This window comes from Streptomyces sp. NPDC018019 (genome assembly GCF_044327805.1).
Taxonomy (GTDB): Bacteria; Actinomycetota; Actinomycetes; order Streptomycetales; family Streptomycetaceae; genus Streptomyces.
In genome coordinates this window covers 24,008-39,667 of sequence record NZ_JBIRGD010000017.1, presented here as the reverse complement: position 1 = coordinate 39,667, position 15,660 = coordinate 24,008, and the positions used below count along the sequence as shown (strand labels likewise).

At 70.4% G+C, this 15,660-nt stretch carries 10 protein-coding genes; 4 read left to right on the top strand and 6 right to left on the bottom strand.

The window, feature by feature from the left end; genetic code table 11:
- Window positions 1–51: 51 nt before the first annotated feature.
- From ACH4FX_RS26220 to ACH4FX_RS26205, 4 genes are all read right to left on the bottom strand, one after another.
- Window positions 52–1,662 (bottom strand): FAD-dependent oxidoreductase, encoded by a 1,611-nt coding sequence (locus ACH4FX_RS26220; RefSeq protein ID WP_398482867.1) that lies wholly within the window; start codon window positions 1,660–1,662, stop codon window positions 52–54.
- 12 nt (window positions 1,663–1,674) lie between these two features.
- Window positions 1,675–3,216: a glycerol kinase GlpK gene (glpK, locus tag ACH4FX_RS26215; protein ID WP_398482865.1), complete on the bottom strand. Its 1,542-nt coding sequence runs from the start codon at window positions 3,214–3,216 to the stop codon at window positions 1,675–1,677.
- Between the two features lie 42 nt (window positions 3,217–3,258).
- A complete protein-coding gene (locus ACH4FX_RS26210; RefSeq protein WP_398482863.1) occupies window positions 3,259–4,047 on the bottom strand; it encodes an MIP/aquaporin family protein in 789 nt (262 codons plus the stop codon).
- A gap of 227 nt (window positions 4,048–4,274) precedes the next feature.
- Window positions 4,275–5,048 carry an IclR family transcriptional regulator gene (locus tag ACH4FX_RS26205; protein WP_398482861.1) on the bottom strand — a complete coding sequence of 258 codons (774 nt, stop codon included), beginning with the start codon at window positions 5,046–5,048 and terminating at the stop codon, window positions 4,275–4,277.
- A 353-nt stretch (window positions 5,049–5,401) separates the two neighbouring features.
- Here ACH4FX_RS26205 and metH point away from each other — a divergent pair, with 353 nt between their 5' ends.
- From metH to ACH4FX_RS26185, 4 genes are all read left to right on the top strand, one after another.
- Window positions 5,402–8,911 (top strand): methionine synthase, encoded by a 3,510-nt coding sequence (gene metH / locus ACH4FX_RS26200; RefSeq protein WP_398482859.1) that lies wholly within the window; start codon window positions 5,402–5,404, stop codon window positions 8,909–8,911.
- A 160-nt stretch (window positions 8,912–9,071) separates the two neighbouring features.
- The gene (locus ACH4FX_RS26195) at window positions 9,072–9,773 is read left to right on the top strand and encodes an HAD family hydrolase (RefSeq protein WP_398482857.1); all 702 of its coding nucleotides are present in this window, start codon (window positions 9,072–9,074) and stop codon (window positions 9,771–9,773) included.
- 375 nt (window positions 9,774–10,148) lie between these two features.
- Window positions 10,149–11,759 carry an ABC transporter substrate-binding protein gene (locus tag ACH4FX_RS26190; protein ID WP_398482855.1) on the top strand — a complete coding sequence of 537 codons (1,611 nt, stop codon included), beginning with the start codon at window positions 10,149–10,151 and terminating at the stop codon, window positions 11,757–11,759.
- 161 nt (window positions 11,760–11,920) lie between these two features.
- Window positions 11,921–13,507 carry an ABC transporter substrate-binding protein gene (locus tag ACH4FX_RS26185; RefSeq protein ID WP_398482853.1) on the top strand — a complete coding sequence of 529 codons (1,587 nt, stop codon included), beginning with the start codon at window positions 11,921–11,923 and terminating at the stop codon, window positions 13,505–13,507.
- Window positions 13,508–13,631: 124 nt separating this feature from the next.
- On the opposite strand, the gene ACH4FX_RS26180 is transcribed toward ACH4FX_RS26185, so the two are convergent.
- The gene (locus tag ACH4FX_RS26180) at window positions 13,632–14,303 is read right to left on the bottom strand and encodes a response regulator transcription factor (RefSeq protein ID WP_003981597.1); all 672 of its coding nucleotides are present in this window, start codon (window positions 14,301–14,303) and stop codon (window positions 13,632–13,634) included.
- Window positions 14,304–14,316: 13 nt separating this feature from the next.
- Complete coding sequence (locus ACH4FX_RS26175) at window positions 14,317–15,429, bottom strand: RecB family exonuclease (protein ID WP_398483126.1); 1,113 nt, start codon at window positions 15,427–15,429, stop codon at window positions 14,317–14,319.
- Between the last annotated feature and the right edge of the window lie 231 nt (window positions 15,430–15,660).

The following is a 15,660-nucleotide window of genomic DNA, read 5'->3' as shown; positions in this document are numbered from 1 at the left end:
GCTCCCCCGGGAAGGGGGGCCGCCCTCGCGACGACAGCGGGTGACCGGGCGTCAGCCGCGCTGCTCCAGTATCGCCTTGGCCCGCGCCCGGACGTCTTCCGTGTCCAGACCGCGGATGGTCAGCGTGGTGCGGCGGCGCAGCACGTCGTCCACCGTCTCCGCCCACTCGTGGTCCCGGGCGTAGACGACCTGGGCCCAGATCTCGGGCGCGTCCGGGTGGATGCGCTCGGCGAGGGCCGGGTCCTCGTTGGCCAGGCGCGCGATGTCGAAGGACAGCGAGCCGTAGTGGGTGGCCAGGTGGCGGGCGGTCTCCGGCGCCATGCGCGGGCCGGGGGCCGAACCGTCCACCAGCAGCCGGTGGGCCACCGCGTTCGGGTTGGCGATGCCCGGCAGCGGCAGCTTCTTCGGCAGCCGCGAGATCGGCTCCATGTCCTCGGCCAGCGGGTGGCCGGGCAGCGCCGCCAGCTTGTTCATGACCGTACGGCCGATGTGGCGGAACGTCGTCCACTTGCCGCCGGCGACGGACAGCATGCCGCCCGCGCCCTCGGTGACGACGGTCTCGCGCTTGGCCTTGGAGGTGTCGCCGGGGCCGCCCGGCAGCACCCGCAGACCCGCGAAGGAGTACGTGATCAGGTCACGCGAGAGCTGCTGGTCGCGGACGGAGAACGCCGCCTCGTCCAGGATCTGCGCGGTGTCCTTCTCGGTGACCCGGACGTCCGCCGGGTCGCCCTCGTACTCCTCGTCGGTCGTACCGAGCAGCAGCATGTCCTCCCAGGGGAGGGCGAAGGTGATGCGGTACTTGTCGATCGGGGTGGCCAGCGCCGCCTTCCAGGGGGAGGTGCGCTTGAGGACCAGGTGCGCGCCCTTGGACAGGCGGATGGAGGGCGCCGCGTTCGGGTTCTCCATCTTGCGCAGGTGGTCGACCCACGGGCCGGTCGCGTTCAGGACCAGGCGCGCGTCGACACCGAACTCGGTGCCGTCGGTGCCGTCCTTCAGCTCGGCGCCGGTGACCCGGCCCTGCGTGAAGCGCAGACCGGTGACCTCGGCGTGATTGAGGACGGTGGCGCCCGCGGCGACCGCCGCGCGGACCGTCATCAGGGCCATCCGCGCGTCGTTCATCTGGTCGTCGCCGTACACGGCCACGGCCTTCAGGTTGTCGGTGCGCAGCTCCGGCACGTCCCGCTGGGCCTTGGCCGGGCTGATGACGTGGCCGACGCCGTCGCCGAAGGCGGACAGCGCCGAGTACGCGAAGACGCCCGCGCCCAGCTTGGCCGCGCCGTGCGGGCCGCCCTTGTAGACCGGCAGGTAGAAGGTGAGCGGGTTGGCGAGGTGGGGGGCCACCTCACGCGAGACCGCCCGGCGCTCGAAGTGGTTCTCCGCCACCAGCTTGACCGCGCCGGTCTGCAGGTAGCGCAGACCGCCGTGCAGCAGCTTGGAGGAGGCGGAGGAGGTGGCGCCGGCGAAGTCGCCGGCGTCCACCAGCGCAACCCGCAGCCCCGACTGCGCGGCGTGCCAGGCGGTGGAGATGCCCAGGATGCCGCCGCCGATCACCAGGAGGTCGTACGTCGCCTTGGAAAGCCGCTCCCGAGTCTCGGCGCGGCTCGGGTTCGAACCGTCGGCCGGGTGCGTCCCGAGGGCCGGGACGCTCTGCAGGGTGCTCATGATTACTCCTCGTCAGCTCTCGTCGTCGATCCAGCCCATGGTCCGCTCGACGGCCTTGAGCCAGTTCTTGTACTCGCGGTCGCGGGTGTCCGCGTCCATGCGGGGGGTCCACTCGGCGGCCCGGCGCCAGTTGGCGCGCAGCGCGTCGGTGTCCGGCCAGAAGCCGACGGCCAGACCGGCGGCGTAGGCGGCGCCGAGGCAGGTCGTCTCGGCCACCATCGGACGCACCACGGGGGCGTCCAGGAAGTCCGAGATGGTCTGCATCAGCAGGTTGTTGGAGGTCATACCGCCGTCGACCTTCAGCGCGGTCAGGTCGACGCCGGAGTCCTTGGTCATGGCGTCGGTGATCTCGCGGGTCTGCCAGGCGGTGGCTTCGAGGACGGCGCGGGCGATGTGCGCCTTGGTGACGTAGCGGGTCAGGCCCGCGATCACACCGCGCGCGTCGGAGCGCCAGTAGGGGGCGAACAGGCCGGAGAAGGCCGGGACGAAGTACGCGCCGCCGTTGTCCTCGACGGTGGACGCCAGCGTCTCGATCTCGGCGGCCGAGTTGATCAGGCCCATCTGGTCGCGCATCCACTGCACCAGCGAACCGGTGACGGCGATCGAGCCCTCCAGGGCGTACACCGGCTTCTCGTCGCCGATGCGGTAGCCGACCGTGGTCAGCAGCCCGTTGTAGGAGTTGACGGGCTCGTCACCGGTGTTCATCAGCATGAAGGTGCCGGTGCCGTACGTGGACTTGGCCTCGCCCTTGTCGTAACAGGTCTGGCCGAACAGGGCCGCCTGCTGGTCGCCCAGTGCCGAGGCGACCGGCACGCCGGCCAGCGCGCCCGCGGCGGCGGTGCCGTACACCTCGGCCGAGGAGCGAATCTCCGGCAGCACCGCCGCCGGGATGTCGATGGAGTGCAGGATCTTCTCGTCCCACTCCAGCCTGCGCAGGTTCATCAGCAGGGTGCGCGAGGCGTTGGTGACGTCGGTGACATGCACACCGCCCTCGGTGCCGCCGGTCAGGTTCCAGATGACCCAGGAGTCCATGGTGCCGAAGAGGATGTCGCCGGCCTCGGCGCGCTCGCGCAGGCCCTCGACGTTGTCCAGCAGCCAGCGGATCTTCGGGCCGGCGAAGTACGAGGCCAGCGGCAGGCCGGTCTCGCGGCGGAAGCGGTCCTTGCCGACGTTGCGGCCCAGCTCGCGGCAGAGGCCGTCGGTGCGGGTGTCCTGCCAGACGATGGCGTTGTGGACCGGCTCACCGGTGTTCTTGTCCCACATCAGCGTGGTCTCGCGCTGATTGGTGATGCCGATGGCCTTGACGTCCTTGGCGGTGATGCCCGCCTTCTCGACGGCGCCGGCCACGACCTGCTGGACGTTCTCCCAGATCTCCTTGGCGTCGTGCTCGACCCACCCCGGCTTGGGGAAGATCTGTTCGTGCTCCTTCTGGTCGACCGAGACGATGCGGCCGTCCTTGTCGAACACGATGCAGCGGCTGGACGTGGTGCCCTGGTCGATGGCCGCGATGAACGGGCCGTGGCCGTGCGAGGCGGTGCTGTGGTTGTCGCTCATTGGTGTCTGTGCTCCAAAGATCTTCTGTGCGGGCGGCGCGGCTCAGGCGAACGCGAGGTTGTAGATACCACCGGCGATCGCGCCGCCGATCAGCGGACCGGCGACCGGGATCCAGGCGTATCCCCAGTCCGATCCGCCCTTGTTCGGCAGCGGAAGCAGCGAGTGGACGATACGCGGACCGAGGTCGCGAACCGGGTTGATCGCGTAGCCGGTCGGGCCGCCCAGCGACAGACCGATGCCGACGACCACGAAAGCGGTCAGCAGCGCACCGATGACGCCGACGCCCTTGCCGTCGTCGCTGAGGCCCTGCGTGAGGATCGCCAGCACGAGCACGATGGTGGCGATGACCTCCGTGGTCAGGTTCTGCACCGCGTTGCGGATCTCGGGGCCGGTGGAGAAGACACCGAGAACCGGGCCGGCCTTGGGAGCCGCCGCCTGGTCGACCATGCCTTCCTGGCCGCTCTGCCCGCCCACGATCTCCGGGTCGGTCAGATGGGCCTTGAAGTGGCCGTAGTACGTGAGCCACACGAGTACCGCACCGATCATGGCGCCGAGCAGCTGGCCGGCGAAGTACACCGGCACATCGCCCCACGGCGTGCCGCCCTTGACGGCCAGTCCCACGGTGACCGCCGGGTTCAGGTGGGCGCCGGACTTGGTCGCGATGTACGCGCCGGTCAGTACGGCGAAGCCCCACCCGAAGGCGATGGCCACCCATCCCGCGTTGTACGCCTTAGAGCGCTTGAGCGTGACGGCGGCACAGACGCCACCGCCCAGCAGGATCAGAACAGCGGTACCGATGGTCTCGCTGATGAAGATGTCGGAGCTGGACACCCGCGACTCCTTTGTCCTTCGTCCAGGGGAAGGCGGACCCCGGGTCCCTCCGGTGGTCCGCGCCCTCCGAGAGGGCGTTGGTCGGCCTCCGGCACTGCCCACCATAACGAATATTGTCGTTTGGTGTTCGACAATGCCGACCGACGAACGGCAGTTTTCTTCACACCCAGCACCCCGTCAAGGGTTCTGTGACTGAAAACTTAGGTGAACATATGGGGCGAAAGGGGTCAGAATCGCCCTGCGCCGAGGTCCCGCGAGACCGCTCGTGCGCAATCCCTCACAGCAGCGACGATTTCCGGCCGCAGCTCACCCGGCTCGCCGTCCCGGCAGACCCGTTCCACCGCACCCGTGACCCCCACCGCGCCCACCGGCATCCGGCGCCGGTCGTGGATGGGCGCGGCCACCGACGCCACGCCCTCCCAGGTCTCCTCCACGTCCGCCGCCCAGCCCCGGGCCCGCGTGAGGTCCAGCACGCCCTCCAGGCCGTCCAGGGCGGTCACCGTACGCGGCGTGAACGCCTGCCGCTCGGCCTCCGCCGCCTCGCTGTGCGCCACCGGGTCGTACGCCGCCAGCACCTTGCCCAGCGCCGTGCTGTGCAGCGGGTGCATCGCGCCGACCTCCAGGACCTGGCGGCTGTCGTCGGGCCGGAAGACGTGGTGCACGATCAGGACGCCCTGCTGGTGCAGCACGCCCAGGTAGACGCTCTCGCCGCTGGAGCGCGCCAGGTCGTCCGTCCACACCAGGGCGCGGGCGCGCAGCTCGTGCACGTCCAGGTAGCTGTTGCCGAGCCGCAGCAGCTCCGCGCCCAGCTGGTAGCGGCCGGACGCCGGGTCCTGCTCGACGAAGCCCTCCTGCTGGAGGGTGCGCAGGATGCCGTGCGCGGTGCCCTTGGCCAGGCCCAGCGCGGAGGAGATGTCGGAGAGGCCCAGCCGCCGCTCACCGCCGGCCAGCAGCCGCAGCATCGCGGCGGCACGCTCCAGCGACTGGATGTTCCGTGCCATCGGGCAAACCTCCGGGGTGAAGCGGTGGGGAGCGGGTGACGTACCGCGGTGTGCAGCGGTGCCGAGCAGCCCGGGGAAGCGGTTCGGCAATGCTGAACGATATAGGTGAATGCCGACCCTGGGGCAGTCGGCCGAGCCTGTCAATGATCTTGACCAAGTCCGGCCGCGCCCCGGTTCCGGCCCGGCTCCCTCCCGTGCGCCCCGGGCCCCGGCTCCGCTCCGGGCCGGGCCGCGCGGGCGTCCACGCCGTGGGACGGCCGGGCCCGGGACGGCGCCGCCCGCTACCCTGACCGGGTGCGCCTTCTACCGGAAGACGCAAAGCCGACAGCCGTCGCAACCAGGGGAGCACCTCCATGGCCTCGTACATGCCATCGTCCACGAGCACATCCCGTACCACGGCCCTGCGCGAGGCCCTCGCCTCCCGCGTCGTGGTGGCCGACGGGGCGATGGGCACGATGCTCCAGGCGCAGGACCCGTCGATGGAGGACTTCCAGCAGCTGGAGGGCTGCAACGAGATCCTGAACATCACCCGTCCGGACATCGTCCGCTCGGTCCACGAAGCGTACTTCGCGGTCGGCGTCGACTGCGTCGAGACCAACACCTTCGGCGCCAACCACGCCGCGCTCGCCGAGTACGACATCCCCGAACGGGTCTTCGAACTGTCCGAATCCGGCGCCCGCATCGCCCGCGAAGTCGCCGACGAGTTCACCGCCGCCACCGGACAGCAGCGCTGGGTGCTCGGCTCCATGGGCCCCGGCACCAAACTGCCCACCCTCGGCCACGTCGACTACGTGACCCTGCGCGACGCCTACCAGAAGAACGCCGAGGGCATGATCGCCGGTGGCGCCGACGCGCTGCTCGTCGAGACCACCCAGGACCTGCTCCAGACCAAGGCCGCCGTCCTCGGCGCCCGCCGCGCCCTGGCCGCCACCGGCACCGATCTGCCGGTCATCTGCTCGGTGACGGTGGAGACCACCGGCACCATGCTGCTCGGCTCGGAGATCGGCGCCGCGCTGACCGCGCTGGAACCGCTGGGCATCGACATGATCGGCCTGAACTGCGCCACCGGCCCCGCCGAGATGAGCGAGCACCTGCGCTACCTCGCGCGCAACGCCCGCGTACCGCTGTCGTGCATGCCCAACGCCGGCCTGCCCGTTCTCGGCAAGGACGGCGCGCACTACCCGCTGACCCCGGGAGAGCTGGCCGACGCCCAGGAGACCTTCGTCGGCGAGTACGGGCTCTCGCTCGTCGGCGGCTGCTGCGGCACCACCCCCGAGCACCTGCGCCAGGTCGTCGAGCGGGTACGGGGCACGGCCCCCACCGGGCGCGACCCGCGCCCCGAGCCGGGCGCCGCCTCGCTCTACCAGACCGTCCCGTTCCGCCAGGACACCTCCTACCTGGCCATCGGCGAGCGCACCAACGCCAACGGCTCCAAGAAGTTCCGCGAGGCCATGCTGGAAGGCCGCTGGGACGACTGCGTGGAGATGGCCCGCGACCAGATCCGCGAGGGCGCGCACATGCTCGACCTGTGCGTGGACTACGTGGGCCGGGACGGCGTCGCCGACATGCGCGAACTGGCCGGCCGCTTCGCCACCGCCTCCACCCTGCCCATCGTGCTGGACTCCACCGAGGTGGACGTCATCCGGGCGGGCCTGGAGAAGCTGGGCGGGCGCGCGGTCATCAACTCCGTCAACTACGAGGACGGCGACGGGCCGGAGTCCCGCTTCGCCAAGGTCACCGAGCTCGCCGCCGAGCACGGCGCCGCGCTGATCGCGCTGACCATCGACGAGGAGGGCCAGGCCCGCACCCCCGAGAAGAAGGTCGAGATCGCCGAGCGGCTCATCGCCGACCTCACCGGCAACTGGGGGATCCGCGAGTCCGACATCCTCATCGACACCCTGACCTTCACCATCTGCACGGGGCAGGAGGAGTCCCGCAAGGACGGCATCGCCACCATCGAGGCCATCCGGGAGCTGAAGCGCCGTCACCCGGACGTGCAGACCACGCTGGGCCTGTCGAACATCTCCTTCGGCCTGAACCCGGCCGCGCGCATCCTGCTGAACTCCGTCTTCCTGGACGAGTGCGTCAAGGCCGGGCTGGACTCCGCCATCGTGCACGCGTCGAAGATCCTGCCCATCGCGCGGTTCGAGGAGGAGCAGGTCACCACGGCGCTGGACCTCATCTACGACCGCCGCAGCGAGGGCTACGACCCGCTGCAGAAGCTGATGGCGCTCTTCGAGGGGGCCACCGCCAAGTCGCTGAAGGCCGGCAAGGCCGAGGAACTGCTCGCGCTGCCCCTGGAGGAGCGGCTGCGGCGCCGCATCATCGACGGCGAGAAGAACGGCCTGGAGGCCGACCTGGACGCGGCCCTCGCCGAGCGCCCCGCCCTGGACATCGTCAACGAGACGCTGCTGGAGGGCATGAAGGTCGTCGGCGAACTGTTCGGCTCCGGTCAGATGCAGCTGCCGTTCGTGCTCCAGTCCGCCGAGGTCATGAAGTCCGCGGTGGCCTATCTGGAGCCGCACATGGAGAAGTCCGACGCCGAGGGCAAGGGCACCATCGTGCTGGCGACCGTCCGCGGCGACGTGCACGACATCGGCAAGAACCTCGTCGACATCATCCTGTCGAACAACGGCTACAACGTCGTCAACCTCGGCATCAAGCAGCCCGTCTCGGCCATCCTGGAGGCCGCCGAGGAACACCGCGCCGACGTCATCGGCATGTCCGGACTCCTGGTCAAATCCACGGTGATCATGAAGGAGAACCTGGAGGAGCTCAACCAGCGCAAGATGGCGGCCGACTTCCCCGTCATCCTCGGCGGCGCCGCCCTGACCCGCGCCTACGTCGAGCAGGACCTGCACGAGATCTACGAGGGCGAGGTCCGCTACGCCCGCGACGCCTTCGAGGGCCTGCGCCTGATGGACGCCCTGATCGCCGTCAAGCGCGGCGTGCCCGGCGCCAGCCTGCCCGAACTCAAGCAGCGCCGCGTCCCCAAGCGCGACGTGCAGATCGCCGAGCCGGAGCCGTCGGAGGGCACCGTCCGCTCCGACGTGGCCACCGACAACCCCGTCCCCACCCCGCCCTTCTGGGGCACCCGCGTCGTCAAGGGCATCCAGCTCGCCGACTACGCCTCCTGGCTGGACGAGGGCGCCCTGTTCAAAGGGCAGTGGGGCCTCAAGCAGGCCCGTACGGGTGACGGCCCCTCGTACGAGGAACTCGCCGAGACCGAGGGGCGGCCCCGGCTGCGCGGCTGGCTGGACAAGCTCCAGACCGAGAACCTCCTGGAAGCCGCCGTCGTCCACGGGTACTTCCCCTGCTACTCCAAGGGCGACGACCTGATCCTGCTCAACGAGGACGGCACCGAGCGCACCCGCTTCACCTTCCCGCGCCAGCGCCGCGGCCGGCGCCTGTGCCTGGCCGACTTCTTCCGCCCGGAGGAGTCCGGCGAGCGGGACGTGGTCGGCCTCCAGGTCGTCACCGTCGGCTCGAAGATCGGCGAGGCCACCGCGGAACTGTTCGCCTCCGACTCCTACCGCGACTACCTGGAGCTGCACGGCCTGTCCGTCCAGCTCGCCGAGGCGCTCGCCGAGTACTGGCACGCCCGGGTCCGCGCCGAGCTGGGCTTCGGCGGCGAGGACCCGGCCGACGTCGAGGACATGTTCGCGCTGAAGTACCGCGGCGCCCGCTTCTCGCTGGGCTACGGCGCCTGCCCCGACCTGGAGGACCGCGCCAAGATCGCCGACCTGCTGCGGCCGGAGCGGATCGGCGTCCAGCTCTCGGAGGAGTTCCAGCTGCACCCCGAGCAGTCCACCGACGCGATCGTCATCCACCACCCGGAGGCCAAGTACTTCAACGCACGGTGACGCCGGGGCCCGCGGAGCCCCGGATGCCGCCGACGGCAACGCGGGTCACCCCGCACGGCCGTACACTGGTCGGTCCGGTAGTGGCCGGTCGTCCTCCCCGCGCGGGAGGGCGGCCGGCCCTTTCGTCCCTCCGGGGACGTTCGACTACGGAGGTGCACGGATGACCAGCAGCATCCCCGCGGTAGGCACACGCACGGCCGACGGCGCCGTCCTCCAGGCCGTCTTCCTCGACCTGGACGGCACCCTCGTCGACACCGAGGGCTTCTGGTGGGAGGCGGAGGCCACGGTCTTCGCCGAGCTGGGCCACGTCCTGGACGACCACCACCGCCAGGTCGTCGTCGGCGGGCCGATGACGCGCAGCGCCGCGTACCTGATCGACGTGACCGGCGCCGACATCGGCCTGGACGAGCTGACGGTGCTGCTCAACGCCCGGTTCGCGGAGCGGATCGCCCGCGGCGTGCCGCTGATGCCCGGCGCCCGCCGGCTGCTGGCCGAGCTGGCCGCGCACGGCGTGCCCACCGCCCTGGTCTCCGCCTCGCACCGCACCGTCATCGACCGGATGCTGCCCTCGCTCGGCCCGGAGCACTTCCACCTGACGCTGGCCGGCGACGACCTGCCCCGTACGAAGCCCCACCCGGACCCGTACCTGACCGCCGCCGCCCGGCTCGGTGTGGACCCGCGGCGGTGCGCGGTGGTGGAGGACACCGTCACCGGTGTGACGGCCGGGGAGGCGGCCGGCTGCCGGGTCGTCGCGGTGCCGTCGGTGACCCCGATCGGCCCCGGCACCGGCCGTACCGTCGTCGGATCGCTCGAAGAAGTCGATCTCCCATTTCTGCGGTCCCTCATCACGGACGGCCGGTGACGCGTACACCGAGCGTGCCCGGCGAAAACGCCGGGAAAACTGTCAGCAGCGGGCCGCTCATTTTCCGTGACGAATGCACTGGCTGAATTCGCCCGCACGATCGGCCCAATCCGGAAGTGACGTTTCTCACGCGCAGACCCGTCGACAGCCTGGTGCGCGACCGTTCCAGGGGTGCTTTCTCCCGGTTTTCATGGGGGTAAGTGTCCGGATTGGTGGAGGCACGTACGAATCGTTCCGGCGTCCGGATATCGGTTACCTGGCGGCCGTTATCCGGGCGTGATATCCGTTCAACTTGGTTGTGTCCCGGACGCCCTGGCCGTTCCTACTAATGTCATCGCGAGCAACACCTCTGCGCTGATAAGGAACCTGCCGACGATGAATCGCAAGACCTTGGTGCTGCCGGCCCTGGCCGGTCTGCTCGTCCCCGCGCTGGCCGCGTGCGGCAGCTCGGACGGCTCTGGCGAGGGCGGCAATCCGATCAAGGTCGGGACCACCGCCCAACTGGAGGCCACCAAGGACGCGCCCGCCCCGCTCGACCCCGCGCAGGCGTACGACGTCGACGCGTGGAACGTGCTGCGCGGAACCCTGCAGACGCTGATGCGCCTGCCGCGGACCGGCACCGCGCCGGTGCCCGAGGCCGCCGAGTCCTGCGGCTTCCGGGACACCCAGAACGAGCAGTACCGCTGCAAACTCCGCGACGGCCTGAAGTTCACCAACGGGCACGCCCTCACGGCCAAGGACGTGAAGTACTCCATCGACCGGATGCTGGCCATCAAGTACGACCGCGGCCCCATCTCCCTGGTGGACAACGTCGACAAGGTGGAGACGCCCAGCGAATCCGAGGTGGTCTTCCACCTGAAGAAGCCGGACGCCACCTTCCCGCAGAAGCTCGCCACCCCGGCCGCCGCCATCGTCGACAGCGAGGTCTATCCGAAGAAGGGCCTTCTCAAGGGCTTCGAGGTGACCGGCTCCGGCCCGTACACCGTCAAGGTCGAGCACAGCGGACAGCGCGTCAGCAAAGCCGTCTTCACCAAGAATCCCGACTACAAGGGCGGGATCGAGGTGAAGAACTCCACCGTCGAGATGAAGTTCTTCGACAACTCCGAAGGCATGGAGAAGGCCCTCCGCAAGGGCGACATCGACCTGATGAACCGCAGCCTGGCGCCCGACCAGGTCAAGGGCCTGGAGAACGCCCGGAACGAGCACGTCACCCTGACGGCGGTACCCGGCTCCGAGATCCGCTACCTCGCCTTCAACACCGACGACCCGTCGGTCTCCGACAAGGCCGTCCGGCAGGCCATCGCCCAGCTGGTCAACCGCTCCGCGCTGGTACGCGACGTGTACGCCTACACCGGTGACCCGCTGTACTCCCTGGTCCCCAAGGGCCTCACCGGCCACATCAACTCGTTCTTCACCAAGTACGGCAACCCGAGCGTCCCCGCCGCCCGCAAGATCCTCCAGCAGGCGCACATCACCACCCCGGTGAAGCTCACCCTCACCTACACCACGGCGCACTACGGCTCCAGCACCGTCAAGGAGTTCGAGGAGCTCAAGAGCCAGCTCGACAAGAGCGGCCTGTTCGACGTCACCATCAAGGGCGTCGGCAACTGGCAGCAGTTCCGCAAGGAGCAGTCCGAGGGCAAGTACGCCGCCTACGGTATGGGCTGGTTCGCCGACCTCCCCGACGCGGACAACTACATCGCGCCGTTCATCGGCAAGGGGAACTTCCTCAACTCCCCGTACCGCAACAACAAGATCGAGACCCAGCTGATCCCCGGCACCCGGCAGCAGACCGACCGGAACTCCGCCGCCGAGCAGTTCAAGCAGGCCCAGGACATCATCGCGGACGAGGTGCCCGTCCTGCCGCTGTGGCAGGGCAAGCAGTACGTCGCCGCCCGCGACGACATCACCGGCGCCGAGTGGGCCCTGAACTCCTCCTCGGCCCTGCAGATCTGGGAGCTCGCCCGCGGAGTGAGCAGCAACTGACGACGACCTCCGGCCGGCGCCCCGCGCGCCGGCCGGCTGCCGCACCCGACGGCGCGCACCACCACGACCGATGACGGCACACCGCCGGTACCACCGACACCGGCATCCCGCCGGCGCGGATCACAACGCTTCACCGCCATACGACTGTGAGGAACACGCACGTGAGGAAACGCGACCAGTGGCTGGCCGCACCGCTGGGGGCAGGGCTCGTCGCCGCCCTGCTCAGCGGCTGCGGATCCGGTGAGGGCGAGGGTGCCGGGACCGGGGAACCCGTGGTGATGGGCATGACCGACAAGGTCGTCTCCACCGACCCCGCGGCCGGCTACGACCCGGTCTCCTGGCTGCTGTTCAACAACGTCTTCCAGTCGTTGCTGAGTTTCCCCAAGGGCAGCACGTCCCCCGAACCGGAGGCCGCCGAGTCCTGCGGCTTCGTCGAGGGCGGCAGCACCGTCTACAAGTGCACCCTCCAGGACGGCCTGAAGTTCAGCAACGGCCACCCGCTGACCTCCGAGGACGTCAAGTTCTCCTTCGACCGGATCAAGCGCATCAACGACAAGCGCGGCCCGGCCGTGATGTTCGCCGCCGTCGACAAGATCGAGGCCCCGGACGCCAAGACCGTCGTCTTCCGCCTCAAGGCCCCCGACGCGACCTTCCCCATGAAGATCGCCTCCGGTGCCGGCTCCATCGTCGACCACCGCGAGTACCCGGCCGACAAGCTGCGCACCGACAACAAGGCCGCCGGCTCCGGCGTCTACACCCTGGAGGACTACGACTCCGAGGAAGCGGTCTTCGGCGTCAACAGCTCCTACAAGGGCCCCGCCCGGCTCAAGAACTCCGGCATGACCATGAAGTTCTTCAACAGCGAGGACAAGCTGAAGAAGGCGGTCCAGGACGGCTCCATCGACCTCGCCTACCGCGGCCTGGCCATGAAGGACATCGCCTCGCTGGAGCAGGGGGCCGAGAGCCGGAAGCACGGCATCCAGGTCGTCGAGGGCACCAGCGCCGAGGTCATGCACCTCGTCTTCAACATGCACGACCCGGTCGTCGGCAAGCTCGGCGTCCGCAAGGCCATCGCCCACCTCCTGGACCGCTCCACGCTGGTCCGGGACGTCTACAAGCGGACCGCCACCCCGCTGTACTCGATCGTCCCCGCGGGCATCACCGGCCACAACACGGCCTTCTTCGCCAACTACGGCGACCGGCCGCAGCCCGACAAGGCCGCCGCCGCCCTGCGCGAGGCCGGCTACACCAACAAGAAGGTGCCGCTCACCCTCTGGGCCACCCCCGTCCGCTACGGCCCCGGCACCGTCCCGGCCTTCCAGGAGATCGCCCAGCAGCTCAACGCCAGCGGCCTCTTCGACGCCAAGGTCAAGAGCGTGCCCATCGACGAGTTCGAGAAGGGCGTCGAGGCCGGGAAGTACGGCGTGTACGTCAAGGGCTGGGTCCCGGACTACCCGGACCCGGACAACTTCACCCAGCCGTTCTTCGGCAAGGACAACGTCCTCAACAACAACTACGACGCCAAGCGCATCACCGCCAAGCTGCTGCCCGGCACCGCCGGCCAGCCCGACCGGCAGGCCACCAAGGCCGCCTTCCGCGAGATGCAGGACATCGTCGCCGAGGACCTGCCCGTCATACCGGTGTGGCAGGGCAAGCAGTACGCCGTCGCCCGCGACAACATCGCCGGTCTCCAGTGGACGCTGGACGCCTCCACGGTCTTCCGCTTCTGGGAGATCAGCAAGGGCTGACGCCCCTCGCGCACACGCCCCGGCCCGCCGCCGCTCCTGGAGAGCGGGACGGGCCGGGGCGTCGCCGTCTGCGGGGGGCCACCGGGCGCCGGGGCGTGGCCGTGGGCGAGATGGACTACTGGGCCTACTGGGCGCCGGGGCGCACCAGCCCGCTCTCGTACGCGTACACCGCGGCCTGCACCCGGTCGCGCAGCCCCAGCTTCGTCAGCACGTGGCCGACGTGCGTCTTGACCGTCGTCTCGCTCACGAACAGGTCCGCGGCGATCTCCGCGTTCGACAGGCCACGCGCCACCAGCTTCAGCACCTCCACCTCACGCTCCGTGAGGGTGTGCAGCGTGTCCGGCACCGGCTCCTCACCGGACGGCAGGTGACCCGCGTACTTGTCCAGCAGCCGGCGCGTGATGCTCGGCGCCAGCATCGCCTCGCCCGCCGCGACCACCCGGATCGCCTGCACCAGCTCCTGGGCCGGCGCGTCCTTCAGCAGGAAGCCGCTGGCCCCCGCGCGCAGCGCCTCGACCACGTACTCGTCCAGGTCGAACGTGGTCAGCACCAGCACCTTCGCCGGACCGTCCTTCGCCGGGCCGGTGATCTGCCGGGTCGCCTCGACCCCGTCCATCCGCGGCATCCGGATGTCCATCAGCACCACGTCGGGCTGCAACGCCCGCACCTGCTCCAGTGCCTGCAGGCCGTCACCGGCCTCGCCGACGACCGCGAGATCCTGCTCGGCCTCCAGAATCATCCGGAAGCCGGTACGCAGCAGCGGCTGGTCGTCGACCAGCAGGACGCGGATTGCCACAGGAACTCCTTCGTTAGACCAGGTCCATTCTGCCCTGCCCGTCCCCGGACGCCGCCACAGGGAGCGTCCCCGCCGGGCCCGGGACCGGCAGCGGATACGGCGGGGGAGTGCCGCCGAATTCCGGGCACACCGCCTGGTGGTCGCACCAGCCGCACAGCTTCGTACGGCGCGGACGCCAGTCGCCGGTCGCGGTCGCCCGCTGGATGGCGTCCCACAGCGCCAGCAGCTTGCGCTCCACGCCCAGCAGATCCGCCTCGGTCGGGTCGTACGTCAGCACGTCGCCGCTGCCCAGGTACACCAGCTGGAGCCGGCGCGGCACCAGGCCGCGCAGCCGCCACATCACCAGCGCGTAGAACTTCATCTGGAACAGCGGGCCGTCGGCGTACTCAGGGCGGGGCGCCTTGCCGGTCTTGTAGTCGACGAGCCGCACCTCGCCCGTCGGCGCCACGTCCACCCGGTCGATGAAGCCGCGCAGCCGCAGGCCCGAGTCCAGCACCGTCTCCACGTACAGCTCGCGGTCGGCGGGCTCCAGGCGCGTCGGGTCCTCCAGCGTGAACCACCGCTCCACCAGCGCCTCGGCGTCCGCCAGCCATGCGGCCAGCCGCTCGCCCGCCGGATCGTCCGCGAACAGCCCGGCCAGCTCCGGCCGCTTCGCCAGCAGCTTCTCCCACTCGCCCGGCACCATCGCCCGCGCGCCGACCGCCGTACGCTCCGCGGCCGGGGCGTCGAACAGCCGCTCCAGCACCGCATGCACCACCGTTCCGCGCGTGGCCGCGGCGCTCGGCTTCTCCGGCAGCTTGTCGATCACACGGAAGCGGTACAGCAACGGACACTGCATGAAGTCCCCCGCCCGCGACGGCGAGAGCGAGACGGGACGGGCGGCGGGGGAGGGGGAGCCCGGAGCGCCGGACTGGGGGGTGCCGCTGGGCGTGGTGGTGGTGTCCCGTGTGGTGTGGTCCGGGGTGGGCTCCCGCGTGGAGCTGTCCGGGGCGGTGGCGGGCGGAGGTACGGCTACGGAGGTGCCGTGGGCGCCGCCCGGGATGGGGGCCGGGGCGACGGCCGGAGCAGCCCCGTCGGCCCCGTCGGTCACACCGGCCCCGTCGGTCACACCGGCCCCGTCGGTCACACCGGCTCCCTCGGTCACACCGGCTCCGCCGGTCGGCCCGGCCGCGCAGGCCGCCCCGCCTTCACCGGCCGCCCGGGCCTCGCCGGTCCCGCCGGCCGCCCCGGCTCCGCCGGTGCCGTTCTGCCCGTCGGCCACGCCCGCGGCGTCCGGCCCGGCCTTCTCGGTGCTCGTTCCCATGACACCCGAGCCTACGGCCCGCCACTGACAGCTCCGGCGAGCGAGGGATCACAA

Coding starts and splice junctions, on each gene's coding strand:
- ACH4FX_RS26220 (WP_398482867.1), bottom strand. CDS start 1,662: ATGAGCACCCTGCAGAGCGTCCCGGCCCTCGGGACGCACCCGGCCGAC.
- glpK (WP_398482865.1), bottom strand. CDS start 3,216: ATGAGCGACAACCACAGCACCGCCTCGCACGGCCACGGCCCGTTCATC.
- ACH4FX_RS26205 (WP_398482861.1), bottom strand. CDS start 5,048: ATGGCACGGAACATCCAGTCGCTGGAGCGTGCCGCCGCGATGCTGCGG.
- metH (WP_398482859.1), top strand. CDS start 5,402: ATGGCCTCGTACATGCCATCGTCCACGAGCACATCCCGTACCACGGCC.
- ACH4FX_RS26195 (WP_398482857.1), top strand. CDS start 9,072: ATGACCAGCAGCATCCCCGCGGTAGGCACACGCACGGCCGACGGCGCC.
- ACH4FX_RS26190 (WP_398482855.1), top strand. CDS start 10,149: ATGAATCGCAAGACCTTGGTGCTGCCGGCCCTGGCCGGTCTGCTCGTC.